The organism is Streptosporangium sp. NPDC000509, assembly GCF_042898365.1.
Classification (GTDB): Bacteria; Actinomycetota; Actinomycetes; order Streptosporangiales; family Streptosporangiaceae; genus Streptosporangium.
The window spans coordinates 42790-68084 of record NZ_JBIAYX010000017.1 but is presented as its reverse complement, the minus strand read 5'-3'; the positions used below and the strand labels follow the sequence as shown (position 1 = coordinate 68084).

Genomic DNA, 25295 nt, shown 5'->3' with positions numbered 1-25295 from the left:
GAGCATCGGAACGAAAAGTCCCGTTAGCGGCGGCCCCAGCTAACTATTTGATCTTCTGCTCGCCCTGGTTGCTGGGACTGCCCTACTTTCGGCGGCTATACGAGTAAGTCCTAAGTCGTTTGGGATGCGGGAATGGTGAAGGGTGTTGAGGATCGATGTGTGACGAACGACCTCAACACCCTTCTCACCGCACTCTGCGTGGAGATCGACGGCTGGCTCAGCGCAACGACCCGGATCGGCCGTCCACCGAAACTGACCGACGCCTAACTGGCTGCTCATCACCCCTGGAGGATCAGGGCACCCAGTGGTTGCCGGTTACGGTGATCATGACTTGGAGTTGGATGCTGGTCGAGTAGTAGTCGTTCGCGGTGAACGGGGTGTTGAGCATCTTGTTCCACAGGGCGTCCAGCCAGGCCTGGCTGCCGGAGTCGGTCATCGCCGCCACCGCGAACGGGGCGAAGTGGGCCGGCGCGCTGCCGCTGGAGATCTGGGTGCCGTTGAGGGAGTAGCCGATCGCGATGTTGTTCGGGTTGCCGCCGGTCTTGCTCTTGATCCAGGTGTTGAGCTTGCGTGCGGCGGCGAGGGACTTGGCGTCGCCGCTGGTCACCGCGTCGTTGCCGATCCGCCACGGGTCACGGCAGGCGTTCCACCAGAACTTGCCGTCGTTGGCGGACTCCAGGACCTCGCCCGGCGCGGGCTTGGGGGTGGTGTTGGTGTTGACGACGAAGTCGGCCAGCAGGCCGGTGTTGGGCGCGTAGGTCGACTGCTGGGAGGCGATCAGATTCTGGTGGTTGGTGCGGACGGTGTCCCAGGTCGTGTCGCCGGTGGCCTTGCGGAACGCCCTGAAGTGATCGATCATCCAGTCCGAGGAGCGGCTGATCCAGTAGTACTGGTCGCCGGAGCTGCTCCAGTCGCCGAGCTTCATCAGCTTGGTGGTCGGGTTGACCTCACCGGCCTTGATCGCGTTGATGTGTTTGATCGCGAGCTGCCGGTAGTTGTAGGTGCCGGTGCTTCCCCACTGCCGGTCGGCCAGGAGCAGGCCGTAGGCCACGTCCAGGTCGCCGTCGGTGGCGGAGTCGCCGCCGTTGACGCTCTGGCAGGCGGTGTTCTGCTCGGCGGCGAGCAGGCCGGGGGTGATCGACGACGGGTGGGCCAGGACGTACTTCACCAGGCCGTCGAAGATCTTCTTCGCGTCCGGGTCGGCCCCGGCCATCGTGGCGGTGATGACCATGCCGTAGCCCTGCGCCTCGGCCACGTACGGGTGGTCGGCGTCGGGGGAGATGATCTGGTACCAGCCGTTGCCGCAGTTCTGCTTGACGAAGGCGGCCTTCCAGCGCCGGTAGTAGTCGACCACCTTCTGGTCGAGCGTCGCCTGGGTTCCGGTCGGGCGCAGCATCCCGGCCGCGTAGGGGATCTTGTGGGAGCCGAACGGCACGCCGGGGGCGCCGGGGGACGGGGTGGCCGTGGGGGTGGGGCTCGGGGTCGTGCCGCCCGTGCTGCCGTAGACCTCCATCTCGTACAGCGAGTAGCCGTACACGGTGCCTCGCGCGGTCCCGTACATCCGCACGTAGCGGCCGGTGCCCGAGAGGGTCAGGTCGTCGACGCCGCCGTCGCCGGTGGTGGTCGAGTAGACCGACGTCCAGGTGGAGCCGTTGGGCGAGACCTCGATGCGGTACGACTTCCCGTACGCGGCCTCCCAGGTCAGCTTGACCCGGGAGACGGTGGCGGAGGCGCCGAGGTCGACGCGGATCCACTCCGGGTCGTGGCCCTCGGCGGAGGCCCAGCGGGTGGCGGCGTTGCCGTCGAAGGCGGCGCCGGGAAGCAGGGTGGAGTCCTCGGTGGAGGAGGCGGTGGCCGGGCGGCCACGGGAGAGCAGGGAGTCGGCGGCGAAGCCGGCCGGTGCCGCCAGTACGAACAGCGATGCGATCAGTGCCGACGCCAGTGCCAGGGCGAGGACGGGCGAGGGGCGTTGGAGGCGTTCGAGGCGCGGTCTCGCGTGCACAGGGGTGCCCTCTCTGCGATCATCTAGTTAGGAAAGGTTCCTAACTAGGGAAAGATGGCACCATCCCTGACACGCTACGGTCAAGGGGACGGGGGGCCCAAATTCCTCCCATACCTAGAACCGGGGAAATCCGGGACAGCGGCAGGGAGAACGAAGACGAGCGCTGGATGCGGCGCAGACCTTTCGGGTGATTGAATCCCCGCATGTCGTTCGATGTGTTGATCAGGGATGGCTGGGTGCTCGACGGCACCGGAGCACCGGCTCACCGGGCCGACGTCGGTGTCAACGGAGACCGGATCACCGCCGTGGGCCGCCTGGAGGGCGCGGACGCCGCGACCGTCGTCGAGGCCGCCGGGCGCCACGTCATGCCCGGCCTCGTCGACTGCCACGCCCACGGCGACGCCCTCGTCTTCGACAAGGAGGTGCAGTTCGCCGCGCTCCGCCAGGGCGTGACCACGTTCGTCCTCGGCCAGGACGGGCTCTCCTTCGCCCCCTCCACCACCCCGGAGACCTTCGCCTACGCGACCCGCTACTTCGCCGCCGTGAACGGCGTCCACCCCTCGGCCGACGGGCCGATCGGCGTGGCGGAGCTGCTCGCGGGCTACGACCGGGCGACCGCGCTGAACACCGCGTACCTGCTCCCGCACGGCACGATCCGCCACGACGTGATGGGCGCCGCCGAGCGGGCCGCCACCGCCGACGAGCTGGCCGCGATGCTGGCCCGCGTCGAACGCGGCCTGGCGGAGGGCGCCGTCGGCCTCTCCACCGGCCTGGAGTACGCCCCCGGCCGCTACGCCGACGCCGCCGAGATCGCCGCGCTCTGCGCACCGCTGGGCACCCTGCCGTACGTGACGCACATGCGCGGGTACGGTGCGGCGGCCCCCGCCGGGATGGCCGAGGTGAGCGACATCGCCCGCCGCTCGGGCGCCGCCGTGCACGTCTCGCACTACCACGGCCCGGCCTCCACGCTCCTGCCACTTGTCGACGAGGCCCGGCTCATGGGGGTCGACCTCACCTTCGACACCTACCCCTACCTGCGGGGCAGCACGATCCTCGCGATGGTCGCGCTGCCGCCGTGGGTCCCGGCCGCCGACGTCGGGCGCACGCTGGAGGTGCTGGAGTCCGAGCCGATCCAGTGGGACGAGACGCTCTGGCCGAGGATCACCTTCTCCCACGTGCCCGGTGTCGAGTGGGCCGAGGGGATGACGCTGCCCGACGCCGCGGCCGAGGCAGGGCTGGAGCCGGGGGAGTTCTGCCGCAGGATCCTGATCGACACCCGGCTGGAGGCCGGATGCGTGGCGGCCCGCCCCGACGAGGGCCCCGAGGGGGAGGCGTCGGTCCGCGCGGTCCTGCGTCACGCGGCTCACACCGGCGGCTCCGACGGCATCTACGTGGGCGGCCACCCGCACCCGCGTGGCTACGGGGCGTTCGCCCGCATGCTCGGCCACCACGTCCGCGAGACCGGTGACTGGACCCTGGAGCAGGCCGTCGTCCACCTCGCCTCGCACCCGGCCCGCCGCTTCGGCCTCGAAGGGCGGGGCCTCGTCCGGCCCGGCCAGGTCGCCGACCTGGTCGTCCTGGACGCCACCGCGGTCGCCGACCTGGCCACGTACGCCGTCCCGCGCACTCCGGCCACCGGGATCGGCGACGTCCTCGTCTCCGGGGTCCCGGTGCTCACCGCGGGAGCACTCACCGGCGCCACCCCCGGCAGAGCGCTACGCCCCTGAGAAACGCCGTCACCCCTCGGCAGGTCGCCGGGCTTTCGAGGAACGGCGCCGCCCCCGGCGGCCCTTCGGACACGGCCCTGGAGAGGGTGCCGTGAGGATAGGGTCCTCAGGGCGGCGAAGGGGGACGCGATCCCCCACGCCCGGATGCGGCGGCCGATAAGCCGTCGAATCCGTCAGGCGACGCGGAGGGGGACGGGACGTGAAGGGCATCGTGGATATCGCGGACCCCGGGGCGGTGCTGGGGGCCTCACTGTTCGGCGGGGCGTTCACCTTCCCCGTGATGGTGGCCCACCGCGGCGCGCTGGAGCACAACATCGCGACCCTCGCGGCCTTCACCCGCGAGTACGGGCTCACCTTCGCCCCGCACGCCAAGACCACCATGTCGCCCGAGCTGGTGAAGGCGCAGCTCGACGCGGGCGCGTGGGGGATGACGGTCGCCACCCCCAGCCAGGCGCTCACCCTGCGCGGGTTCGGCGTCTCCCGCATCGTCCTCGCCAACCAGGTCTTCGACCCGGCGGGGCTGACCGCTCTCGCCGCCCAGCTGGACGAGGATCCCGCGTTCGAGTTCCTGTGCTTCGTCGACTCGACGGCCGGGGTCGAGGCGCTCTCCCGGCACGCGGGAACCAGGCCGTTCCGCGTGCTGGCCGAACTCGGTCACGAGGGCGGGCGCGGCGGCAGCCGTACGCTCGCCCAGCTGCTGGAGGTCGCCTCGGCCGCGCAGGCGGCCGAGGGCGTGGAGTTGGCGGGTATCGCGGGATACGAGGGCTCGCTGGGGTCGGCGGAGGAGGTACGGGCCTACCTGCACCGGCTGCTGGAGGCGCTGGAGCACCTGCGGGTGCGCGACCCGATCCTGTCGGTGGGCGGCAGCCAGTGGTTCGACGTGATCGGCCGCGAGCTCGCCGCCTGCCAGGCGAGGGTGATGCTGCGCAGCGGCGCGTACGTCTCCCACGACGACGGCTACTACCGCGAGCGCACCCCGTACACCCGGATCGACGGAGAACTCCGCGCGGCGCTGGAGATCTGGGCGCACGTGCTGAGCGTCCCGGAGCCCGACCTGGCCGTGGTCGGGTTCGGCAAGCGCGACGCCCCCTTCGACGAAGGGTTGCCGATCCCGCGCGGAGCCGTCGCGGGTGCGACGGTGCTCAAGGTCCAGGACCAGCACACGCTCCTGAGGCCGGCACCGGGCTCGCCGGTGCGGCCGGGCGACCTGGTGTCGTTCGGTATCTCCCATCCGTGCACCGCCTTCGACAAGTGGCGGACCATCCCGGTGGTCGACGAGGAGTATGTCGTCGTCGATCTGATAAACACCTTTTTCTGAATTTCCATCGCTGAGGATTGGTGAGATGAGCGACAAGCAGGAGCTGAGGACGAGCGAGGGCGCGGCACCCGTCGGGGCGTACTCGCAGGGTCTCGTGGTCGGCGACTTCGTCTACACCTCGGGCATGGGGCCGCTCAGCCCCGAGACCGGCGAGGTCGTCGGGACCGACGTGGCCGAGCAGACCCACCAGGTGATGCGCAACCTCGGCGCGATCCTCGCGGCCCACGGGCTGGGCTTCGACGACGTGGTGAAGTCGACCGTGCACCTGGAGCACCTCAAGCGTGACTTCGCCGCCTACAACGAGGTGTACAAGTCGTATTTCACCCGCCCGTACCCGGTTCGCACGACCGTCGGCTCGGACCTGATGGACATCCTCGTCGAGATCGACTTCGTGGCCTACAAGCCGCGTTAGAGTCTGACCGACTTCGTGGGAGGGCGGCGGCTTGGACAGCTCGCTATACGTCTACGTCGAGGACGTGCGCGGGGAGGGCCTTGAGGCGGTCCTCGACCGGATCACCGGATACGGCGTGACGGGCGTGACCGTGGCCGCGGCCTACCACCGTGCCCGCGACGTCACCCCGCACGGCCGCCCCCGGGTGACGCTCCGCAACGACGGCGCGCACTTCACGCCGCCCGCCGACCTGTTCGGCGGGCTGCGCCTGGTGCCGCCCGTCCAGGACGGCGCCGAGGACGAGCCACTGGCCACCCTGCGCGAGGCCACCGCCGAACGCGGGCTCGCCCTGCACGGCTGGACCGTCTTCCTGCAGAACACCACGCTCGGCCTGGCCAACCCGGACGTCACCGTACGCGACTGCTTCGGCGACCGCGGCTCGCCCGCCGACCTGTGCCCCTCCCACCCCGACGTGCGCCTGTACGCGGTCGCGCTGGGCCGGGCCGTGGCCAGACAGGGCGTCGACAGCGTGGTGGCCGAGGCGCTGCACTACGGAACCTTCGGTCATGGCTACCACCACGAGCGCAGCTTCGTCCCGCTCGGGCCGATGGACGCCTTCCTGCTCGGCCTGTGCTTCTGCGGTTTCTGCATGCGCCGCGCCGCCGACCTGGGCGTGAACGCGGAGGTGGCGCGCGAGGAATGCTCCAGGATCGTGGGCGCCGTGTTCGACGGCGACCCTCCCGCCCAGGGTGAGGTGACCCGCGCGGCCCTGACCGCGTACGCGGGGCCCGAGGTGGTCGCCTACGCCCGGGCTCGCTCGGAGACGGTGACCTCGCTGGTCTCCGAGGTCTCCACCGCCGTCACCGACGAGGGCTCGCGTCTCGTCTTCCTCGACGGGACCGGTGCGGTGAAGGGCTACACCGACGGGCTGCCCTCGCCGGGGCTCGCCGCGCACGACTCCTGGCAGCTCGGCGTCGACCTGGTCGCCCTCGGTGACCTGGTGCCCTCGCTCGGCGTGCTCGCCTACGCCCGCGACGTGGCCAGGGTGGCCGACGACGTCGCCGCCTACCGCCGTTCCACGGGCAAGGACAAGGAGTTGCGGGTCGTGCTGCGCCCCGGCCTGCCCGACACCGACTCGGCCGACCGGCTCGCCGCCAAGGTCCGCGCCGTACGGGCCTCAGGCGCCGACGCGGTCGACTTCTACGCGTACGGGCTCATGCCCTACCCGATCCTGGACCGCATCCCGGGGGCGCTCTCCACCTGAGACCGGCTCGTCCCGGAAAACGGTCGACCACCGGACCGCGTATCCAGGTGGGCCTCGAACGTCCGAGTGCTCTTGTGCGTTCGGTATGCCCTATGTGTCCTCGTACGGCCTTGTGTGTCCGGGCGGCTATCGGGCGTTGAGACGGCCCCGCGTGTCCGGGCGGATTTGGGCGTTCGAGGCGGCCTCGTGCGTTCGGATGGTCTTGGGTGTTCGGGCGGTTCGCGCGTTCAGACGGAGCGGCCGGAGAGGGCGGTCGCGACGCCGAGACCCAGGTAGACGATCCCGCTGAAGTGGCCGATCAGAGGTGCCCTGTTCCTCAGCCGCCCGCCCACGGCACCCGCCGCCACGGCGTAGATCAGGTCGGAGAGCAGGCCCAGGAAGAGCAGGGTTCCGCCCAGGACGGCGATCTGCAGCGGCACCGCGCCCGCCTCCGGCTCCACGAACTGGGGCAGGAAGGCGAGGAAGAAGAGGATCACCTTGGGGTTGAGCACGTTGACGACCACCCCTTCAAGGAAGATCGCCCGAAGCGGCTGCGGCGGGGTCTCCCGGCTCGCGAACTCCTGCCTGCTCGTCAGCGCCCGGATGCCCAGATAGACCAGGTAGGCCACCCCGGCCCACTTGATCACGTTGAACAGGGTCGCCGATTGTGCGATCACGTACGAGAGACCGGCCGCCGCGGCGGCGATGTGCACCAGCGTGCCCACCTCGACGCCGAGCGCACTCGCCATCCCGGCGGCGCGGCCCTGGGAGACGGCGCGGGCGATGATGTAGATGTGGTTCGGGCCAGGCACCAGGACCAGTGCCAGCGACGCGACCGAGAAGATCAGCAATGTGGACGGGGAGACCATGCCCCGACGATAGGGGCGGCCCGGCCCTCGCCGTCAGGGCCAATGCCTGGACCCTTTGGTGTACCAATCGGTCCAGGTTCGCCCCCTACTGATGTACCAATCATTCCCCGTTCGTCCCCTGCGGGTGGAATGTCGATTCCGTCAGTGCCCCGTGCGATACTCGCCGACGTGGGGTGGAACAGCACGCGGAGTGTTCTGATCGGGCGGTCGGCGGAGCTCGATCGCCTGACCGCGGTGCTCGACACCGCGGCCGCTGGGCAGGCCGGGGTCGCCCTCGTGGGAGGCGACGCGGGCATCGGCAAGACCCGCCTGATCACCGAGCTGGCCGGACGGGCCGAGGCGGCGGGGTTCGCCGTGCTCGTCGGCCAGTGCGCCGAACTCGGCGACGCCCTTCCCTACCTCCCGCTCGCCGACGCCCTGCGTTCGGCACGAGGAGAGCTGCGCGCGGCGCTCGACGAGCGGCCCGTCCTCGGCAGGCTGCTGCCCGGCGGCACCGACCAGGGCAGGGAGAGCACGTCGGGCCTGACGCAGCAGCAGCTCTTCGGCTCGATGCTCGGCTTCCTGGCCACGCGGCCCGTGCTGCTCGTCCTGGAGGACCTGCACTGGGCCGACCAGTCCACCCGCGACCTGCTGGTCTTCCTCAGCCGGATGCTGCAGACCGAGCGCGTCTGCCTCGTCGGCACCTACCGCACCGACGACCTCCACCGCCGCCACCCCTTGCGCCGGGTCCTCGCGGAGCTCAAGCGCCTCCCCTCGGTGACGCCGGTGGAGCTGGAGCCTCTCGACCGCCACGAGATGACCGACTACCTCGCCGCGCTCGGCGGCACCGACGCCGGCGTGATGAGGAAGGTCGTCGACCGGGCCGAGGGCAACCCGTTCTATGCCCAGGAGCTGCTGGACGCCGCCTCCGAGGGCTCCTCGATCCCCGACGGCCTGGCCGGCCTGCTGCTCTCCCGGACGGAGCCGCTCTCCGACCCCGCGCAGCGGGTGCTCGGCGGCGCGGCCGTCGCGGGCCGCCGGGCCGACCACGACCTGCTCCAGCAGGCCTCGGGCCTCGACGACCTCGCCTTCGAGGAGAGCATGCGGGAGATCGTCTCGCGCGGCCTGCTCCGCCCCGACGGGGAGTACGGCTACGCCTTCCGGCACGCGCTTCTCCAGGAGGTCGTCTACAACGACCTGCTGCCCGGCGAGCGGACCAGGATGCACGCCGAGTTCGCCCGCCTGCTGACCGGCCGAGGAGGTTCGGCTGCGGAGCTCGCCCACCACTACCTGGCGGGCCACGACCTGCCGGGGGCGCTCGCCGCGTCCGTGGAGGCGGGACGCAGGGCCGAGCGGCTGGGGGCACCCGCCGAGGCGCACCGCCACTTCGACCAGGCACTCGGGCTCTGGGACCGCGTTCCCGACGCCGAGCGGCTGGCCGGGATCGACCACATCGCCCTCGCGGCGCGCAGCGCCGCCGCGGCGGCCGACAGCGGCGACAACCACCGGGCGATCTCCCAGCTCCGAAGCCTCCCGCCCTCCGCCGAGATCAACGAGCGGCTTTCGTACTACCTCATCGACGCCGAGGACGCCGAGGGCTCGATCGCCGCCGCGTACGCCGCCGTCGAGGCCGCGCCGGAGGGGCCCGTGCTCGCCCGCGCCCTCGCCACCTACGCCCGTTCGCTCTACTGGACCGAACGCCACCACGAGGTCGAGGCCCTCGCGAGGCGTGCCCTGGAGGCGGCCCGCGCGAGCGGCGCCGCCGACGCCGAGACCAGCGCGCTGATCACCCTCGCCGCCCTCGCCGCGCTCGCCGACGACATCTCCCACGCCAAGGACCTGCTCGCCTGCGCGACCGCGGAGAGCTCGGGCAACCTCGCCATCGACCTGCGGGCCATGTTCACCTACGCCCGGGTCCAGTACGAGAACGGCGACCTCGCCGAGGCGGCGACCACCACCGACCGGGGGCTGCGGCTGGCGCGCGAGAGCGGTCTCAACTGGAGCACCTACGGCACCGACCTGCGCTTCCTGCGCCTCCTCATCCACTACGTCGCGGGGGAGTGGGACCTGGCGGAGAAGGTCGCCTCCGGGTTCGCCGTCCGCGTCGGCACCCCCTCGGAGGCACTCCTGTCGTCCTTCGCGCTCTTCGTCGAGGTGGCCAGGGGCCTGCCCGTCGTCGAGGACCGCCTGTCGTGGCTGGAGCCCTTCTGGCCGGACGACGTGACGATCGCCGCCATGAGCCGCGGCCTGGCCGCCGAGCACGCCCTGTGGCGCGGCGACCCGGAGACGGCGCTCGAACACGCCCGCGCGGGGCTCGACGTCATCCTCCCCAACGACCCCGCCGTGATCCGGCTCAGCGGCACCGCCCTGTGGGCGCTGACGGACCTGGGCCGCGCGGAGGAGGCCGACGCCTTCCTGGAGCGGGCCAGGGTGCCCGCCGCCGTCGGCCCCGGCTCCGTCCGGCGGGGCCCTCTCGGTCCGGAAGGGCTGGCCTGGCTCGCCAAAGCCGAGGCCGAATGGCACCGCGCGCACGGCCGCTTCGACGTCGCGGCGTGGCGAGCGGTGGTCGAGGCCTTCGACTTCGGATTCGTCTACGAGGTCGCGCGCTCGCGGTGGCGGCTGGCCGAGGCGCTGCTCGTCGAGGGCGACCGCGCCGACGCGTTGAAAGAATGGAAGCTCGCCGTCGAGGCCGCCGAGTCACTGGGTGCCCGGCCGCTCGGCGCGGCCCTGGCGGAGCTGGGACGCAGGGCGCGCTTCACCTCCACACCGCCGACCCTGCTCACCGCCCGAGAGCAGGAGGTGCTCGCCCTGGTGGCCGAGGGCCTGCCCAACCGGGAGATCGGCGAGAGGCTGTTCATCGCGCAGAAGACGGTGAGCGTGCACGTCTCCAACATCCTGGGCAAACTGGGCGTCTCCTCCCGCACCCAGGCCGCCGCCGTGGCCCACCGGGACGGTCTCGTCTGACCCGGGCGGATCCGCGTGGGCCGCATGGCTCAGGTGGCCTCGGCAGGGCCGGCCGACGGCGTGACTCGCGCTGGTACGGCCCTTGACCGGCGTGACCCGTGGTCGGTGCGGCCCGCGACGGGTGGCCTGCGGCCGACGTGTTCTGCGACGTCGTCCCGTGAGGTCAGGCTCTGCCCTGGCCGCTGCGCGCGGTCAGGGCGAGGTCCCGTACGACCTGGATCAGCTCGGCCGGATCGAAGGGTTTCGTGAGGTAGGCGTCGACCCCGATCCCGAGGCCCCGCCGCTTGTCGTCCTCCTGTGCCCGCGCGGTGATCAGGACCACCTTGATATGACTGGTCCCCTCGTCGCCCCGCAGCCTGGTGGCCGTCATCCAGCCGTCCAGCCTGGGCATCATGACGTCCAGGGTGATGACGTCGGGCATCACGTCCAGCACCCGATCCAGGCAATCCTGCCCGTCGGAGGCCGTGTCCACCTGGAACCCCTCCAGGGTCAGGTTGACCGCGATGAGCTGACGGATGACGTCGTCATCATCCACTACCAAGACCTTGCCGAGAACCTCTCCCACGGCGTGAGGCTAACTCCTCTATCCCGTCCACGCGCGGCTTTCCGAAGATGTGTACGCGTAGCCATCAACGCGTGACGGGTTTCCTCTCCCTCACGCGGTGGCCCAGTGCACGTGGCCGTCGGGGCGGACCAGGGCTGCGCGGACCTCGTGCCACTCGGCCGGCGCGTCTCGCCCGAGCGATCCCTCGTACGCGGTCGTGCGCAGGTCGCGCGCGTAGTCCGCGATCGCGGGAGGCAGGCTCCCGGCCCCCATGCCCAGATCGAGCAGCACGTGGCGGGCCTCGTGCAGCAACTCGTAGACCGTACGACCGTCGCGCAGCGGCAAGTCGGGGACGCGGACACCGGTGAGCGGGTGGGCGCCGGGATCGGCCGGCGGGTAGGCGACGTCCAGCGCGGCCAGCCGGTTGGCGAGGTCCAGCGAGAGCTCGGGGTGCGCGCCGATGAGCTTGCCGAGCAGCGCCCGCAGCGCCTGCCCGTCGGGGGTGAACGCGGTCATCAGGGCCGTCTGCGCCTTGCTGCTCTCCAGCAGGTTCGTGCCTATGGGATGGCGCTCGGCGTGGTAGCCGTCGAGCAGGCTCTCCGGGGCGCGGCCCAGCAGCACGGCGGCCAGCCGCCAACCCAGGTTCATCGCGTCCTGGACGCCCACGTTGAGCCCGACACCGCCGGCCGGGAAGTGCATGTGCGCGGCGTCGCCCGCGAGCAGGACCCGGCCCGCCCGATACGCCGCCGCCTGCCGGGAGGCGTTGCCGAACCTGGACAACCAGACAGGGTCGCGCATCCCGAGGTCGTGCCCGATCACCCGGACGACGTTGGCGCGTAGTTCGTCCAGGGTGAGGTCACCGTCCGCGCCGCCGGACCCGGGCGTGACGCCGACGACGCGGTGGTGGCCGTCCGGCAGGCCGACGACCATCACGCCGCCGTCACCGGTGTGAACGGACATGGGCCCCTGTGGCGGGTCGTCCAGGCGGACGTCGCCAAGGAACCCGTACACCGTGGCGTCGGTGCCGGGGAAGGCGATGCCCGCGGCGCGGCGGACCAGGCTGCCCGCGCCGTCGCAGCCGGTGACGTAGCGGGTGCGGATCTCGTACGGGCCGTCGGGGCCGACCACGCTCAGCTCGACGCCCTCGGCGTCCTGTACCAGCCCGGTCACGGCGTGCCCGCGCAGCACGCGGGCGCCCAGCTCGACCGCGCGCTCCTCCAGCAGTTCCTCGGTGCGCGCCTGGGGAAAGAAGAGCGTGTACGGGTGGCGTGTCGGCAGCGGCCGGAAGTCGAGGCGGCTCTCCAGCAGCCCGAAGTGCCCGCTCGGGATCGCGATGCCCTCGTCCGTGAACGCCTTCTCCATCCCTCGCATGGCCAGCATCTCGATCGTCCGCGGGTGCAGCGTCAGCGCCTTGGAGTGCGGGCTCGGCCGCTCAGCGCGTTCGAGGACGAGGACGGGCACGTCCGCGCGGCGCAGCTCCGCGGCCAGCCACAGTCCCACCGGACCCGCCCCGACGACGATCACGTCTTCCATCGCGATCTCCTTTTCTTGGTCAGTGACCAACAGTGTGCCTTGGATATCCTTGGTCGGCAACCAAGAGATGGGGAGATCCGGTGGCGAACGTGCGGCGCCAGGTCGAGATCGTCACGACGGCGCTCGACCTGCTCGACGAGAAGGGGGCGGACGCGGTCAGCCTGCGCGCGGTGGCCGAGCGGATGGGCGTCCGGCTGAACACGGTGTCGTGGCACGTCAAGACCAAGGGGCGGCTGCTGGAGCTCATGGCCGACGCCATCGTCGCCCGCGTGTCGCAGGAGGGCCTGCCTCCGGCCCCGGCCGCCAGATTTCGCGAACTGGTCCACCGCTATCGGCAGGCACTGCTGTCCTTCCGTGACGGCGCGAAGGTGGTGGCGGGGACGTACGCGGCGGAGGAGAACACGCTGCGCACGGGCGAGGCCCTCGTGGGCGCGCTGCTGGAGTGCGGGCTGAGTGAGCGCGAGGCGGCGTGGACGACCTGGACGGCCGTGTACTTCGTACTCGGCCTGACCCAGGAGGAGCAGGCCTCGTCGGCCTCGGTCGGCGAGGCGTTGCGCGCGGCGGTGACGACGGACACGCATCCGGCGCTCACCCGCACGCTCGGCCATCTCACCGGGGGGACGTTCGAGGAGCGCTTCGCCTTCGGTCTGGACCTGATCGCCGGCCCGCTGCCCGCGTCCTGAGCCGGGTTACGCGGGGCCCGTGCCGTGCGGGGGACGGACGGGCGGGGGGGCGACGGAGACGATGACGACGGTGGCAGGCCCGCCGCGCGACCAGAGCGAGTGGCGAGCCTCCGCGTCGAAGTGCAACGCGTCCCCTGTGGCCAGGACGATCTCCTTCGCGCCGACGCGTGCGACGACCTGGCCGCGCACGACGTACAGCCACTCCTCGCCCGCGTGGACGGCGGTGCGCCCGGGTGTGTCGGCGGTCAACTCCAGTCGCACCGCCTCCAGGGCGGAGCGGGGGCCGAGGCCGGCCATCATCGCGTACGGCCCGTCGGGGCCTTCGTGTACGGGTGCGGTGGAGCCGCGCACGACGTGGTGCTCGTGCGGGCGCTCGTCACCGACCAGCTCTCCCAGTGAGACGCCGTACGCCCGCGCGAGCTGGAACAGCGACCCGATGGAAGGCTGACGCTCGCCCTTCTCCATCCGCGACAGATGGGCGGCGGAGATGCCGGTCCACTCGGCGAGCGTGGTCAGCGTCAGCCCGCGGGCGCGCCGCAGCTCCCCGAGCCGCGCCGCGACCCGCTTCTCCGAATCGTCGTCTCCAGGGTCGCGGCTCTGGTCCGCCGGCACGCGAGAGGTCACGCGGAGATCCTAGCGATCGACCGCCCTATTTGCCTAAGAGGCAATGTAATTCGCCTTTGAGGTTGACTTGGGAGAGGTGGGGGCCGCACCCTTGACACAGATCGAAGGGAACCAGAGCATGACGATCTCCGAACAGGCCCCGCCTCCCGAGCTGGATCTCGACGAGGCCCCCACATACGCGTCGGCTCCCATCGAGGAGCAGCGGCTGCACCGCAAGCGCCAGCTCGCCGCCGCGTTCCGGATCTTCGCCAGGTATGGGTACGACGAGGGCGTCGCCGGGCACATCACCGCGAGGGATCCGGAGCTGACCGATCACTTCTGGGTGAACCCCTACTCCGTGCACTTCTCCAAGATCAAGATGAGCGACCTGCTGCTCGTCGATGCGCAGGGCCGGATCGCCCACGGCACGCGGCGTACGAACAAGGCGGCGTTCTGGATCCACTCCTCCGTCCACGACGCTCGCCCCGACGTGGTCGCCGTCGCCCACGCGCACACCGTCCACGGCCGGGCCTGGGCGGCGCTGGACCGGCTGCTCGACCCGATCGTGCAGGAGTCGTGCGCGTTCTGGCGCGACCACGTGCTCTTCGACGAGTACCGAGGGCTGGTGCTGGAGCGGGACGAGGGCGAGCGGATCGCGGCCCGGCTGGGCTCGACGCGGGCCGCGATCCTACGTCACCACGGCCTGCTGACGGTCGGCCGGAGTGTGGAGGAGGCCGCCTGGTGGTTCATCGCGATGAACCGCGCCTGCGAGATGCAGCTCCTGGCCGAGGCTGCGGGCAGGCCGCGGATCATGACCGACGAGGAGGCCGAAGTGGCACACCGCCAGTTCGGGAGCGCGAACATGGCCCGCAACAACTTTCGGCTGCTGTCCTCGCTGATCTTCGAGGAGGAGCCCGATGTCCTCGGTTGACCCGCCGTCCCTGGCTGACTCGCGCCGGACGTACGTACTGGTGCACGGCTCGTGGGCCGGGGGCTGGATCTGGTCGCGGCTGGGTCCGTTGCTCGAAGCGACCGGTCACGAGGTGCACGCCCCCACACTGCCCGGCCTCGCGGAGCGCGGCGACGACCCGCGCGGCGCGGAGATCGGCCTCTCCACGCACATCGACGACCTGCTCGGCTACCTGGAGCGCGCGGGCCTGGAGCGGGTGACGCTGGTCGGGCACAGCTACGGCGGCATGGTGATAGCCGGGGTGGCCGGCCGCGCGCCCGAACGGGTGTCCGCACTGGTCTACCTGGACGCCTTCGCGCCCGAGCCAGGCCAGTCCTGTTTCGACCTGGTGCCCTGGCTGCCGGACGTGTTCGCCGAACTGGCAGGCGGCGGGGAGATCGCACAGCCGCTCGACCCGGCCGTGCTGGGCGTGGACGACGCCGCCGACGCCGACTGGCTGCGTGCCGGCTCCACCCCGATGCCGGTGCGCACCCACCGCGAGCCCCTGCCGGGGCCGGGGCGACCCGAGGCCATGCCCGTCATGTACGTCCGTTGCCTGCGCTTCGAGGCGTTCGCCGAGACCGCCGCCAGGTTCCGCGCTCTGGGCCTGCCCGTCGCCGAACTCGACTCCCACCATTTCGCCCAGGTGAGCCGTCCCGCCGAACTGGCGGACCTCCTGCTCGCCGGTGTGCCCGCCCGGACGGAGAGCATCGCATGACCTCCCTGGAGCGGATCAACCCGCCCACGCTCTGTCAGCCGGTGCAGAACCTCTACTCCCAGGTGGTGATCGCCCCGGCCGGCCGGACCGCGTACATCGCCGGGCAGGTGGCCCTCGACGTCTCCGGCGAGCTGGTCGGCCCCGGCGACCACGCCGCACAGGCCAGGCAGGCGTTCCACAACGTCAAGCTGGCCCTGGAAGGCGTCGGAGCCACCCCCGCCGACCTGGTGCGCCACAACATCTACGTCGTCGGCCACCGCCCTGAACTGGTGCCGGTCATCTTCGGCGCCGCACAGGAGGTCTACGGCGATCCCTGGCCGCTGACCGCCAGCACTCTGCTCGGCGTGCAGGTTCTCGGCCTGCCCGGCTGGCTGATCGAGGTCGAGGCCACCGCCCTGCTGAGGTCCTCCCTGTAGTTCCGGACACCGGCGGTAGACCCCCGCGACAGCTCGTCGAGCTTTCATCCGCCATCGGCGACGCAAGGTCACGAGAGGAGAGTCCGGCACGACGCGCCTGAGCAGCGGTGAACGCGGGGGCAGGGCCGCCTTCGGATATGAGCTTTGTCGGCCGGATCGCCCTGGGCGATTCCGGCCACAAGGTGTTCGCGTTCGGTTAGATCTCTCCGCTGCGGATGCCTGTCAGGAAGTCGTTCCAGGCGGTCGGGGAGAAGGTCGGCGCGGGGCCGGAAGGGTCCTTGCTGTCGCGGACGGCGACGAGGCCGGGCAGGTTGGTGGCCACCTCGACGCAGTCGTTGCCAGTGCCCGAGTAGCTGCTCTTGCGGGACTCGGCGTCGGACAGGTCAGGGGAGATCATGTTCGCTCCTCACCGCGACGAGGAAGGCCGCGGATTCCTTGGGGGATAGGGATGTTCCGGCAAGGCGCTCGAACGTCGGAACAAGCCGCCGTACATGATCGGTCGCTTCTACGTACACATCACCTGCCGGCCCTTCCACGTACCCAACGTCAGGATCCGTTGGCTCAGTGAATCCCAGGACGGAGAAAGCTCCCTCCAAGCCCCGGTGGAGTCCGGTGAGGTACGGAAGGACCTGGATCACGACGTTGTCCCGGTCGGTGAAATCCAAGATCGCGTCTATCTGCTGGACCATGACACCAGGGGCGGCGGACCTTCGTAGTGCGGCCTCGTCGACCACAGCGTGGAGCGTCGGGGGTGACTCGTCCATCAGCACGAGCTTCCGGGCCATCCTCGCGGATACGCGACGGTCCAGCTCTGACTCACTCAGATCTGGAAGCCCGTGCCGGAACAACTCGCGTGTGTATGCCTCGGTCTGGAGCAGGCCGGGCACCAACAGCGGTTGCCACGTACGAATGCATGATGACTCCGTCTCCATGTCGATGTAGCTGCCGGTGAAAACATCGCTGTACGTGGTCCACCAGCCGCGCTGGCCGGCGTCCTTGCAGAGTTGGATCAGGCTCGCTCTTGTCGCGGAGTCCGCTCCGTAGAGATCACAAGCATTTGCGACATCTGTAGCACTTGGTGCGATGCGCGCATTTTCGATTGGGATGTCGCGGCGGCCCGGGGACTCGTATACGTCAGCGACGACAGCAGGCTGTACGCACTCGACGCCGCCACCGGCGCGGCGCGATGGAGCTTCCCGGTGGGCAAGGGCTTCACCTCCGGCCCCGTTCGGTCAGGTAGCCCGAAGCCTGCCGCCTGAAATCGATGTTCACGTTCATGGGGAATCCCAGCATGGCGGTAGGTAGAGCATGAGCCGGCGCCGATAACATGTCGCCAAGGTCGGGACCGGCCATCTATGTTGCAGCCCATGTCGAATATCTCCATGACGGATCGGTGCGACTGCGGTGCGACGGCCGGTCCCCTGGGCATGTGCGTGGACTACTACCACGGGATCCTGGCCGAGGAGCAGTCGGATCCGCAGATGTACAAATGGCACGGGCCCGTGGTCATGACGTATCTTCTGCAGCATCCTTCCAGAGCTCATGAGAAATACCTCGACGGCCAGTTTCGCCAGTTGCAGCTCTACGTGGATCAGGGCCTTGACGCGTGGCTCCGCCTGTCGGCTCATCAGGTGGCACGGAACAACCACCGGGCACGGCTGGGCTACGACATGACACCGTTGGCGGCATACGCGTCGCTCCCGAAGGGTGAACCTTCCGGCTTCCGCGCCTCGTTCAGCGGATTACCGTTCAGGGACGGCAGCTTTGTGTTCGACGGACATCTGGCGTACGGGGATCACATCAAAGCCATCGCCGAAGCGACGGTGGAGTCCTGGAGCTCCGTTCAGAGTTGATGCTCGAAGGCCGGCGTGAGGGGTGCGTAGACATCGGCCGAGCACATCAGAGCCCTGACGGGTAGACGGTCGACGCAGCACGACAAGTTTTGGACAAGCCGGCGTGGCTAGCGTGCACCGTAGCTAAGTCGGGAGCCGCCATGCCTTCTTCAGCGCCAGTCGGTCCGCGAATTCGTCTGGGCAGCAGAGATGGCAGCTCTTTCCAGGTGGCATGCGGAGTATTGATCGCGTTGATTGGCGCGGTGGCAGCCTTCGCCTTCAACGCGATCTATGCGAGGGGCTGGATCGATCTGGAGGTTTATCGAGAAGGCGGAGCAGCGGTACTGCAGCGTACCTCTGTCTACAGCTTGATCGTGGGTGACAATTGGTTGAAGTTCAGCTATTCGCCGTTCGCGGCGATGCTGTTCACACCTCTCGCGTTGGTGGGAATGGAGGCCGCCGTCGCCCTATGGGTGCTGATCTCCATACTCGCCCTTGAGGTTTTGATATGGATTCTCGTCGGTCGCGCCGCGGTGGAGCGCCATAGCCGCCGGACTGCTCGTACGTTGTTGGTCGTTGTCGCGATGCTTCCCTTGTATCCGGTAACGCTGACGTTGTGGAATGGGCAGATAGGTATCATCCTGCTACTGGTGATAGTTGTAGACCTGACGCACGGCAAAGAGAAGTGGCACGGCATAGGAACGGGCGTCGCCGCCGGCATCAAACTCACCTCGCTGATATTCATCCCCTACCTTCTCGTCACGCGTCGCTTCCGGGCCGCCCTGATGGCCGGCCTCGGTTTTCTCGGCACGGTGGCCCTCGGATTCCTGGTGCTGCCGGCTGATTCACGTGATTACTGGGGTGGTGAATTTCTCGACACGCAACGGGTGATCGCCGGGCAGGGTGTGAATTTCTTCAATCAGTCGCTTCGCGGCATGCTCATGCTCGTGTCCGGCTCCTGGCCCACCGTGCCCCTCTGGCTCGCCCTGTGCGCGGTGGTCGGCGCGGGTGGACTTTGGGTCGCCGCACGGACCGCGAAGGAGGCGGGAGAGCTCGCCGGAATCACCGCCTGCGCCATCGTGGGACTACTTGTCTCACCCGTCTCCTGGCCACACCACTGGGTCTGGTGCGTACCGCTCCTGGTGCTCTGGGCGCAGCGTGCTCAGCGCGTGGACTCCACGCTTGAGAAGGTGGGTGTGGGGCTCTTGTGGTTCGTCTTCCTGCTGCCCGGATATATCGTCCTGGCGACGCTTTTCATATATCCGTCCCACGTCGGAACGTGGCTGATGTCGCTGACGGGTAGTTACGTGCTCGGTGGACTGTCGATATTGCTGGCGCTTGCGGTTCGTTTCGGCCGAAGCGATTGGCGGCAAAGAAGGCACGGGTCGGTCGACGGCTAGGACCTTCGAGGGGCAGGAGAATACGGCCTGACCTGGGCGTGAGTCGGCAATCGGTCGTATGGCCACGGCATACCGCGCTGTATCCGGGATCAGTTGTTCGCCGTCAAGGCCGCGCGTGCGGCGGTGAGGATCTCCTCGGAGAGAGGGGAGCCCTTGGTGGCCCGAGCCAGGACGAGTGCGCCGAGCATCGTGCACAGCCGGGCGAGGCCGTCCTGGTCATCGGTGGCGAGCCGTTCGGCGAAGTCGCTCACGCCTTCGGCGTAGACGCGGTGGGCCTCGCGATCACCGAGTTCCCGTGCCATGTCGATGGCGAGCCCGGCGACGGGGCAACCGTCCGCAGGGTTGTCGCGGTGCTCGACGGAGAGGTAGGTGTCGATCAACGCCTGCTGGGCGGCGTGCGACTCCGGTCCTGTCGTGCGGTGCCGGGCGAACTCGTCGAAGGCGTGGGCGGTGGCCTCGTCGACGAGTGCCTCCTTGGAGGCGAACTGCTTGTAGAAGCCGCCGTGGGTCAGACCGCACTCCTTCATGAGGTCGGCGACGCTGACCTGCGTGCCCCGTTCGCGGAACAGCCGGGAGGCGGCTTCCACGACCCGCTTGCGGTTCTCCTGCGCTTGCGCCTGCGACACGCGGCCCATCGGCCACCTCCCAAGTTGGATGTCGGTTGACATCTATCTTACCCTTCGGTTTAGATTATGGATGTAATCTAAATTCGGGACTCGGTCATCGGAACCGTCCACGACGCTGGGAGCAAGCATGGAACTGAAGGACGCGGTCGCAGTGGTCACCGGCGCCAACCGGGGATTGGGTCGCCAACTGGCCATCCAGCTTCTGGAGCGCGGAGCGAAGGTCTACGCGGCGGCCCGCCGCCCCGAGAGCGTGGACGTGGTCGGCGCCATCCCGCTCCGCCTGGACGTGACCGACGAGGAGTCGATCCGAGCCGCGGCCGGCGTCGCCTCCGACGCGACGCTGCTGGTGAACAATGCCGGGATCTTCACCGGCACCCCCCTGGTCGCCGGTGATCTGGACTCGGTGCGGTTGGAGATGGAGACGAACTTCTTCGGGCCGCTCGCCGTGACGCGGGCCTTCGCTCCGGTCATCGAGAGCAATGGCGGCGGCGCCGTGCTCAACGTCCTGTCCGTGCTGTCCTGGCTGCACCCGGCCGGCTCCGGGGCCTATTCGGCGGCCAAGTCCGCCGCGTGGGCCCAGAGCAACGCGATTCGCGAGGAACTGGCACCCCGCGGCATCTCCGTCTCTGCACTGCACGTCGGGTACATGGACACCGACATGGCCGCCGACGTTCCCGCCGAGCGGAAGACCGACCCGGCCGAGGTCGCGGCCCAGGCCCTGGATGCCATCGAGAAGGGCCTTCCCGAAATCCTCGCCGACGAGATCACCCGGCAGGTCAAGCAGAACCTGGCCGCGACACCGAACCCGGCCTGAGGCGCAACCCGCGGCATCCGTCCCGCGTTGCCCACGGTGACATCGAACTTCTCGGCGGCCGGTCCCGGCTACACCCTGCCTTCGTGGAAGTCCCGGTACGAGGGCTCGATGGGGTGATGCTTCACGAGTTATCCCCAGAATCGGGTTCGGCTCGTTGGCGATCGCTCCATCCCGCTGATCCTGGGGCCTCGATCCTTCATCGAGCCCAAGGAGGGCGTGCGTGATCACGACACTCGTCACCGTCACCATCCTCTCGGCGGCCCTCGCGGGAAACTCGCCCTTTCCCGCGCCCCGCCTCTCCCCGGAAGCCTGCGAGACCTGGGGCCACCTTCTCTCCTTTCCTTCGGCCGCCCCATCGGACGGCTCTCGCCACCGGTTCTCGGAAGAGGATTTCCTGCCGGAGGAGATTCGCATCGCTCTCTCCGCCATCTGCGCGCCCTGGACCCCGCTCTCGCCGGATGCGGGTGGCGGCGGATCGACATCCCCACAGGGCTCCTTCCCACAGGGGTCCCCTGCCTCGGCTTCCCCGCAGGGCACCTTCCCGGCCTCGGCTGCGAATCCGGTCCTGGCCTCGGTTCTGGGGGCGGTCGGCGAATGGCCGCCCGGGTTCCCGGGAGCGGATGCCGGCTTCGCTGACCCTTCCGGCCCGGAGGCGGGAGGGGCAGCGGAGCCGGCGGACGACTCAAGTGACAGGGGAGACGCCTCGGCCTCTTGGATGAATCCGGCATCGTGGGCAGGACTGAGAGATCCCCGGCCCTCCTCCCGGGCGCGAGCCAAACGGCCGCAGCGCCCTTCCGGGGGACGAAAAACGCCCTCCGATCGTGGGGTGGTGCCTCCAGGCGGGGCGCTGTCCTCCCGTGGGGCAGGGCCCCCGCGTGGGGCGGCGTCCTCCCGTGGGAAGGCCCTCTCCAGTGGGCGGATGGCACCTTCGCGAAGGAGAGCGGTGTCCTCGCGCGAAGGTGTCCAGGGCCTGCGGGGCCGGATCGCGGCCACCGCCGCGCTCCGTCAGGTCGGCAGACCGTACGTCTGGGGTGGCGGTTCGAGCGCGGGTCCGACCGGCGGGGGCTTCGACTGCTCCGGGCTCGCCCTGCACGCCTGGGCCAGGGCGGGGGCCAGGCTCACCCACTACACCGGCACCCAGTTCAGACAGGGCCGCCGGGTGGCCTTCTCCCGGCTCCGCCCGGGAGACCTGGTCTTCTTCGGCGGAGGCGGCGGAGACCCCACCCACGTGGGCGTCTACGTCAAAGGCGGCGTCATGGTCCACGCCCCCAAGACCGGCGATGTCGTCAGGACGATCGACTTCACCGCCTCGCCCTACTACCTCTCCCGCTATCGAGGCGCCGTCCGCCCTGTCCCGCGCTGACTCGCCCCGTCCGGCCTACCTGATCTGCCCCGTTCCGCGCCGACTCACCTCGTCAGGCCTGCCCCATCCGTCCCATCTCGCGCTGACTTGCTCCGCTCGCCCGACCTCGTCCGCTCCACTCCGAGCCGACTCGCCCCGTCCGGCCCAGGCCGCACTCGATTCGCCTCCGTCTCGGAGATCACTCGCCCGCCCAACCGAGTGTCGGTTCCCCCCAGGATGCTGGTAATGTAATCACGCGTTGGCCCCCTTAGCTCAGGGGATAGAGCACCGGCCTCCGGAGCCGGGAGCGCAAGTTCGAATCTTGCAGGGGGCACCAGCGATCCATCAAGGGGAAACCCGGAGACGACCCGCGGAGACGCGGGTCGTTTTTGCTTTCCTGAGTCCTTTCAGCGGCGTCCGTCTCGCCCTCGCCCAGCGGCGCTCAACCCGTTTGGGGGGTGGTCGATTGTGGGTAGTTTGAGGCTGCCTCAGCGTGCGGCCGTGGGTGCTTCGTCAGGTGGCCGGTCCTGGATGGCGCTGAGCGGACAGGGGAGGCCCTTCGGATGAAGGTCGTTGCGTTGTCCTGCACGCAGAAGCGTCTCCCGTCGCTGACCGACGCGCTGCTGGAGGCGGCGATCACCGGCGTTGTCCGGGAGATCGGTGACGCGGAGATCCAGCGGATTCGGTTGATCGACCATCGCATCGCGATGTGCGAGGGCGAGGACACCTGCCTTGATCCCGAGGTGGGCCGGTGTACGCTCGACGACGACTTCGAGCACGTCGTCGGTCTGGCCGAGGGCGCGCAGGCGATGCTGCTCGCCATGCCGGTGTACGCGGGGAACGTGCCCGCGATACTGAAGATCTTCCAGGAACGTCTGAAGAGCTTCATGAACGCCGGGCAACGCCCGTTCGGCAACCTGCTGGTGGGGACGATCGTGCATTCGCGCACGATGCTGACCGAGCCCGCACTGGGATCGTTGTTCCCGTGGTACCTGCGCCTACGGAACAGGAACGTGGCGTCGGCGTGCTTCACCCAGAACGATCACCAGGACCTGACCCGCACCGCGGCGCTCGACCTGTGCGTGGCCGTGGGCCGGCAGCTCGGCATGACGCTCGACGGCGGCCGGTCGCCGGCCGACGACCGCACGGCACTGCCGTTGGTTCAGTCACCGGCTCGTCCGCGGTGCGGCGACCCGACCGCGTCCTCTTCCGGAGAGTGAGGGGATTCCGCGCGCCAGGTGCATCCGTCGCCCACCTGTTCACACGAGACCGTGACGCCCGGTTCCACGTAGCGGGCGGCGATGGCGGTGTTGAGTTCCTGGCAGTACGGGCACGGTGACGGGAACGTCAGGACGACGCCGTCGCGTGCGGCCCGTTTGCGGTACCGGAGGATCCCGCAGTCGGCGTTGCGCAGGACGGTGCCCGACGGCTGGGGCTCACTGGTCACCGCCGAGTCGTACAGCAGCAGCTGACGCCGCAGCCGGGTCATGAAGTGATCGGTGGCGGACACCCCGGCGGGCCGTTGCGCCCGCAGCAGCTCCGCGGTGATGCGGGAGTTCGCCTGGATCCACGCGGCCAGACCCTCTTCGCCGTGCTCTCCCAGGATGAACTCCTCCGCGGCCGCCTGTGCCTCGAAGAACCGCTGGCGCCACAGGTCGACCTTCTCGGCCGGGTCGAGGGGAGACGTTTCAGTCAGGTCGAGAGGAGCCGGTTCATCGGTCATGGTCCGCGTCCTTCCCGGCGGCGTCCCCGGCGGCGTCGTCCAGTTCGGCGAAGACCTCCTGGGCGACGCGCAGCCCGTTGTTGGCGACCGGCCAGCCACCGTAGTAGGCGAGCTGGATGATGACTTCGATGATCTTCTCTCGTGACATCCCGAGGTGCAGGGCGGCGCCGATGTGGCCGCGCAGCTCCCAGTCGGTCCGTGCCAGCGCGACCGCGGTCAGCGCGACCAGTTCGCGCTCCTCGACGCTCAGGTGCGGGCGGGTCCAGATCTCGCCGAACAGGTGGTCGACGGTGATCCGCAGGAACTCCGGGTAGGAGCCCGGGCGTGGTTCGCGGCCGAAGACCTGCTGGAACATGGCCTCGCCCCGCTCGTGCCGGGCAGACGGCTGATTCATCGATCAACTCCCTCGTGTTGGTCGAACACCGGTCGAACAGTTGTCAACGTCCACGACGCCACGAAGGCGACGACCAGCAGCGCGGCGCCGCTGCCGAAGGCGGCCGGAACACTCACCCGCTCGGCGATGAGTCCCACGACGACCGGTCCGACGACGGCGCCGACGTCGGTGCACATCGAGAAGACGGCGACGCCACTGCCGGCCCGGCCGACGACGACGTCACCGATCAGCGCGGCCGGTGCGGCGTTGAGCAGCGCCGATCCCGCCGCGTACACGCTGAGCAGGACGACGAGCCAGGCGTACCCGTCCACGAACATCAGGGCCGTGATCGCCGCCGCGGCCACACCGGTGCCGGCGATCATGGCGAACCGGCGGCCGGCCCGGTCGACGACCCGGCCGGCCGGCATGATCAGCAGCGCCTGGACGACGGCGGATGTCGTGAACGCCCACCCGACCCATGTCACGTCATGTCGCCACGCCACGATCACCGTGGGGACCAGTGCGCCGCGCAGCCCGAACAGGACCCACCCCTGCGCCAACGCCGCGAGGCAGGCCACCACGTAGCGTCGGTCCCGCAGCAGGACCGGTAGCCGGACCACGTCGCGGCCGGGCTCCGCGCCGGCGCCTCGGCCGGTGTGGAGGACCGTCGATGCCAGCATCGCGGCGGCGAGCAACAGCACGGCGTACGCCACGAACGGCGCGGACAGGCTGATGAGAGCGAGGAGCCCGCCCAGCGCCGGTCCGCAGATCCCGCCGAGCAGGAAGCCCGCTTCGAACACGGCACCGGCCCGGCCCCGCTGGTCGGCCGGCGCGATCGCCAGGAGCGTCGCCAGTGCGGACACCGAGAACAGCACCGACCCGACGCCGCCGAGGCTGCGGAACACGAGCAGTTGCCCGTAGGACCCGGCGAACGCGGTCAGGGCCGAGGAGACCGCGCACAGCAGCAGGCCGGCGACGAGGACCCGCCGTTCCCCGAAACGAACTCCGAGCCGGCCGCAGAACGGACTGGCGGCCAGCCGCGTCAACGCGAACAGGGCGACGAGCGCTCCGATCTGGGTGGGCCCGGCCCCGAACGTCGCCGCGTACACCGGGAGCAACGGGAGCACCAGTCCCAGGCCCAGCATGACGCAGCCACCGACGACACTGAGGACGTAGACCTCGCGGGGGAGACTCGGCTGGGCGGTGGCAACGGGTGGGACGCTGCCGGGGCCGGCCGCCGTCACTG

26 protein-coding genes and 1 tRNA gene are annotated in these 25295 nt (G+C 69.9%); 16 read left to right on the top strand and 11 right to left on the bottom strand.

Annotated elements, in window-relative coordinates:
- Nucleotides 1-292: 292 nt before the first annotated feature.
- Nucleotides 293-2002: a glycosyl hydrolase family 8 gene (locus ACFY3D_RS29040; protein WP_389985012.1), complete on the bottom strand. Its 1710-nt coding sequence runs from the start codon at nucleotides 2000-2002 to the stop codon at nucleotides 293-295.
- 203 nt (nucleotides 2003-2205) lie between these two features.
- Between ACFY3D_RS29040 and ACFY3D_RS29035 the strand changes: the two genes are divergently transcribed.
- From ACFY3D_RS29035 to ACFY3D_RS29020, 4 genes are all read left to right on the top strand, one after another.
- Nucleotides 2206-3729, top strand: coding sequence for an amidohydrolase family protein (locus ACFY3D_RS29035; RefSeq protein ID WP_389985009.1), 1524 nt, complete (start codon nucleotides 2206-2208; stop codon nucleotides 3727-3729).
- A gap of 199 nt (nucleotides 3730-3928) precedes the next feature.
- Nucleotides 3929-5047: an alanine racemase gene (locus ACFY3D_RS29030; protein ID WP_389985006.1), complete on the top strand. Its 1119-nt coding sequence runs from the start codon at nucleotides 3929-3931 to the stop codon at nucleotides 5045-5047.
- A 25-nt stretch (nucleotides 5048-5072) separates the two neighbouring features.
- Entirely contained in the window at nucleotides 5073-5459 is a 387-nt protein-coding gene (locus ACFY3D_RS29025; protein WP_362504357.1) for a Rid family detoxifying hydrolase, read from the top strand.
- Nucleotides 5460-5490: 31 nt separating this feature from the next.
- Nucleotides 5491-6702 (top strand): hypothetical protein, encoded by a 1212-nt coding sequence (locus tag ACFY3D_RS29020; protein WP_389985003.1) that lies wholly within the window; start codon nucleotides 5491-5493, stop codon nucleotides 6700-6702.
- Nucleotides 6703-6929: 227 nt separating this feature from the next.
- Here ACFY3D_RS29020 and ACFY3D_RS29015 read toward each other — a convergent pair whose 3' ends face one another.
- Entirely contained in the window at nucleotides 6930-7550 is a 621-nt protein-coding gene (locus ACFY3D_RS29015) for a LysE family translocator (RefSeq protein WP_389985000.1), read from the bottom strand.
- 144 nt (nucleotides 7551-7694) lie between these two features.
- On the opposite strand from ACFY3D_RS29015, the gene ACFY3D_RS29010 reads away from it, so the two are divergent.
- Nucleotides 7695-10493, top strand: coding sequence for an ATP-binding protein (locus ACFY3D_RS29010; RefSeq protein ID WP_389984997.1), 2799 nt, complete (start codon nucleotides 7695-7697; stop codon nucleotides 10491-10493).
- Nucleotides 10494-10656: 163 nt separating this feature from the next.
- Here the strand turns inward: ACFY3D_RS29010 and ACFY3D_RS29005 are convergent, their stop codons facing one another.
- Nucleotides 10657-11058, bottom strand: coding sequence for a response regulator (locus ACFY3D_RS29005; RefSeq protein WP_362897407.1), 402 nt, complete (start codon nucleotides 11056-11058; stop codon nucleotides 10657-10659).
- A gap of 90 nt (nucleotides 11059-11148) precedes the next feature.
- Nucleotides 11149-12570 carry an FAD-dependent monooxygenase gene (locus ACFY3D_RS29000; protein WP_389984994.1) on the bottom strand — a complete coding sequence of 474 codons (1422 nt, stop codon included), beginning with the start codon at nucleotides 12568-12570 and terminating at the stop codon, nucleotides 11149-11151.
- An 80-nt stretch (nucleotides 12571-12650) separates the two neighbouring features.
- On the opposite strand from ACFY3D_RS29000, the gene ACFY3D_RS28995 reads away from it, so the two are divergent.
- Nucleotides 12651-13253 (top strand): TetR/AcrR family transcriptional regulator C-terminal domain-containing protein, encoded by a 603-nt coding sequence (locus ACFY3D_RS28995; RefSeq protein WP_389984991.1) that lies wholly within the window; start codon nucleotides 12651-12653, stop codon nucleotides 13251-13253.
- A gap of 6 nt (nucleotides 13254-13259) precedes the next feature.
- Here the strand turns inward: ACFY3D_RS28995 and ACFY3D_RS28990 are convergent, their stop codons facing one another.
- On the bottom strand, nucleotides 13260-13877 hold the full coding sequence (locus ACFY3D_RS28990; protein WP_389984988.1) for a helix-turn-helix domain-containing protein: 618 nt from the start codon (nucleotides 13875-13877) through the stop codon (nucleotides 13260-13262).
- A gap of 118 nt (nucleotides 13878-13995) precedes the next feature.
- On the opposite strand from ACFY3D_RS28990, the gene ACFY3D_RS28985 reads away from it, so the two are divergent.
- Genes ACFY3D_RS28985 through ACFY3D_RS28975 form a run of 3 tightly spaced genes read left to right on the top strand, consistent with a single transcriptional unit; the run spans nucleotide 13996 to nucleotide 15939 of the window.
- Nucleotides 13996-14787 (top strand): class II aldolase/adducin family protein, encoded by a 792-nt coding sequence (locus ACFY3D_RS28985; RefSeq protein ID WP_389984985.1) that lies wholly within the window; start codon nucleotides 13996-13998, stop codon nucleotides 14785-14787.
- Nucleotides 14774-15523 (top strand): alpha/beta fold hydrolase, encoded by a 750-nt coding sequence (locus ACFY3D_RS28980; RefSeq protein WP_389984982.1) that lies wholly within the window; start codon nucleotides 14774-14776, stop codon nucleotides 15521-15523. Before ACFY3D_RS28985 ends, ACFY3D_RS28980 begins: the two co-directional genes overlap by 14 nt.
- On the top strand, nucleotides 15520-15939 hold the full coding sequence (locus tag ACFY3D_RS28975) for a RidA family protein (RefSeq protein WP_389984979.1): 420 nt from the start codon (nucleotides 15520-15522) through the stop codon (nucleotides 15937-15939). Before ACFY3D_RS28980 ends, ACFY3D_RS28975 begins: the two co-directional genes overlap by 4 nt.
- 196 nt (nucleotides 15940-16135) lie before the next feature.
- Here ACFY3D_RS28975 and ACFY3D_RS28970 read toward each other — a convergent pair whose 3' ends face one another.
- Nucleotides 16136-16336 carry a DUF397 domain-containing protein gene (locus ACFY3D_RS28970; protein ID WP_389984976.1) on the bottom strand — a complete coding sequence of 67 codons (201 nt, stop codon included), beginning with the start codon at nucleotides 16334-16336 and terminating at the stop codon, nucleotides 16136-16138.
- Nucleotides 16323-16871: a DUF5753 domain-containing protein gene (locus tag ACFY3D_RS28965; protein ID WP_389984974.1), complete on the bottom strand. Its 549-nt coding sequence runs from the start codon at nucleotides 16869-16871 to the stop codon at nucleotides 16323-16325. The genes ACFY3D_RS28970 and ACFY3D_RS28965 overlap by 14 nt, the downstream gene beginning before the upstream one ends.
- Nucleotides 16872-16943: 72 nt before the next feature.
- Here ACFY3D_RS28965 and ACFY3D_RS28960 point away from each other — a divergent pair, with 72 nt between their 5' ends.
- From ACFY3D_RS28960 to ACFY3D_RS28950, 3 genes are all read left to right on the top strand, one after another.
- Nucleotides 16944-17198, top strand: coding sequence for a PQQ-binding-like beta-propeller repeat protein (locus tag ACFY3D_RS28960; RefSeq protein ID WP_389984971.1), 255 nt, complete (start codon nucleotides 16944-16946; stop codon nucleotides 17196-17198).
- A gap of 108 nt (nucleotides 17199-17306) precedes the next feature.
- Nucleotides 17307-17792 carry a DUF5946 family protein gene (locus tag ACFY3D_RS28955; RefSeq protein WP_389984968.1) on the top strand — a complete coding sequence of 162 codons (486 nt, stop codon included), beginning with the start codon at nucleotides 17307-17309 and terminating at the stop codon, nucleotides 17790-17792.
- A gap of 221 nt (nucleotides 17793-18013) precedes the next feature.
- On the top strand, nucleotides 18014-19171 hold the full coding sequence (locus tag ACFY3D_RS28950) for a glycosyltransferase 87 family protein (protein WP_389984965.1): 1158 nt from the start codon (nucleotides 18014-18016) through the stop codon (nucleotides 19169-19171).
- Between the two features lie 89 nt (nucleotides 19172-19260).
- Here ACFY3D_RS28950 and ACFY3D_RS28945 read toward each other — a convergent pair whose 3' ends face one another.
- Nucleotides 19261-19806, bottom strand: a complete 546-nt coding sequence (locus ACFY3D_RS28945; protein ID WP_389984962.1) for a TetR/AcrR family transcriptional regulator — start codon at nucleotides 19804-19806, stop codon at nucleotides 19261-19263.
- 118 nt (nucleotides 19807-19924) lie between these two features.
- Between ACFY3D_RS28945 and ACFY3D_RS28940 the strand changes: the two genes are divergently transcribed.
- From ACFY3D_RS28940 to ACFY3D_RS28925, 4 genes are all read left to right on the top strand, one after another.
- The gene (locus ACFY3D_RS28940) at nucleotides 19925-20611 is read left to right on the top strand and encodes an SDR family oxidoreductase (RefSeq protein WP_389984959.1); all 687 of its coding nucleotides are present in this window, start codon (nucleotides 19925-19927) and stop codon (nucleotides 20609-20611) included.
- A gap of 943 nt (nucleotides 20612-21554) precedes the next feature.
- A complete protein-coding gene (locus ACFY3D_RS28935) occupies nucleotides 21555-21974 on the top strand; it encodes a C40 family peptidase (RefSeq protein WP_389984956.1) in 420 nt (139 codons plus the stop codon).
- Between the two features lie 241 nt (nucleotides 21975-22215).
- Nucleotides 22216-22290: transfer RNA gene (locus tag ACFY3D_RS28930), tRNA-Arg, on the top strand.
- Nucleotides 22291-22516: 226 nt separating this feature from the next.
- Nucleotides 22517-23173 carry a flavodoxin family protein gene (locus ACFY3D_RS28925; protein WP_389984953.1) on the top strand — a complete coding sequence of 219 codons (657 nt, stop codon included), beginning with the start codon at nucleotides 22517-22519 and terminating at the stop codon, nucleotides 23171-23173.
- Here ACFY3D_RS28925 and ACFY3D_RS28920 read toward each other — a convergent pair.
- Genes ACFY3D_RS28920 through ACFY3D_RS28910 form a run of 3 tightly spaced genes read right to left on the bottom strand, consistent with a single transcriptional unit; the run spans nucleotide 23116 to nucleotide 25293 of the window.
- A complete protein-coding gene (locus ACFY3D_RS28920) occupies nucleotides 23116-23676 on the bottom strand; it encodes a hypothetical protein (RefSeq protein WP_389984950.1) in 561 nt (186 codons plus the stop codon). The genes ACFY3D_RS28925 and ACFY3D_RS28920 overlap by 58 nt on opposite strands.
- Nucleotides 23666-24070: a carboxymuconolactone decarboxylase family protein gene (locus ACFY3D_RS28915; RefSeq protein WP_362897445.1), complete on the bottom strand. Its 405-nt coding sequence runs from the start codon at nucleotides 24068-24070 to the stop codon at nucleotides 23666-23668. The genes ACFY3D_RS28920 and ACFY3D_RS28915 overlap by 11 nt, the downstream gene beginning before the upstream one ends.
- On the bottom strand, nucleotides 24067-25293 hold the full coding sequence (locus tag ACFY3D_RS28910) for an MFS transporter (protein WP_389984947.1): 1227 nt from the start codon (nucleotides 25291-25293) through the stop codon (nucleotides 24067-24069). Before ACFY3D_RS28910 ends, ACFY3D_RS28915 begins: the two co-directional genes overlap by 4 nt.
- Nucleotides 25294-25295 lie beyond the last annotated feature (2 nt).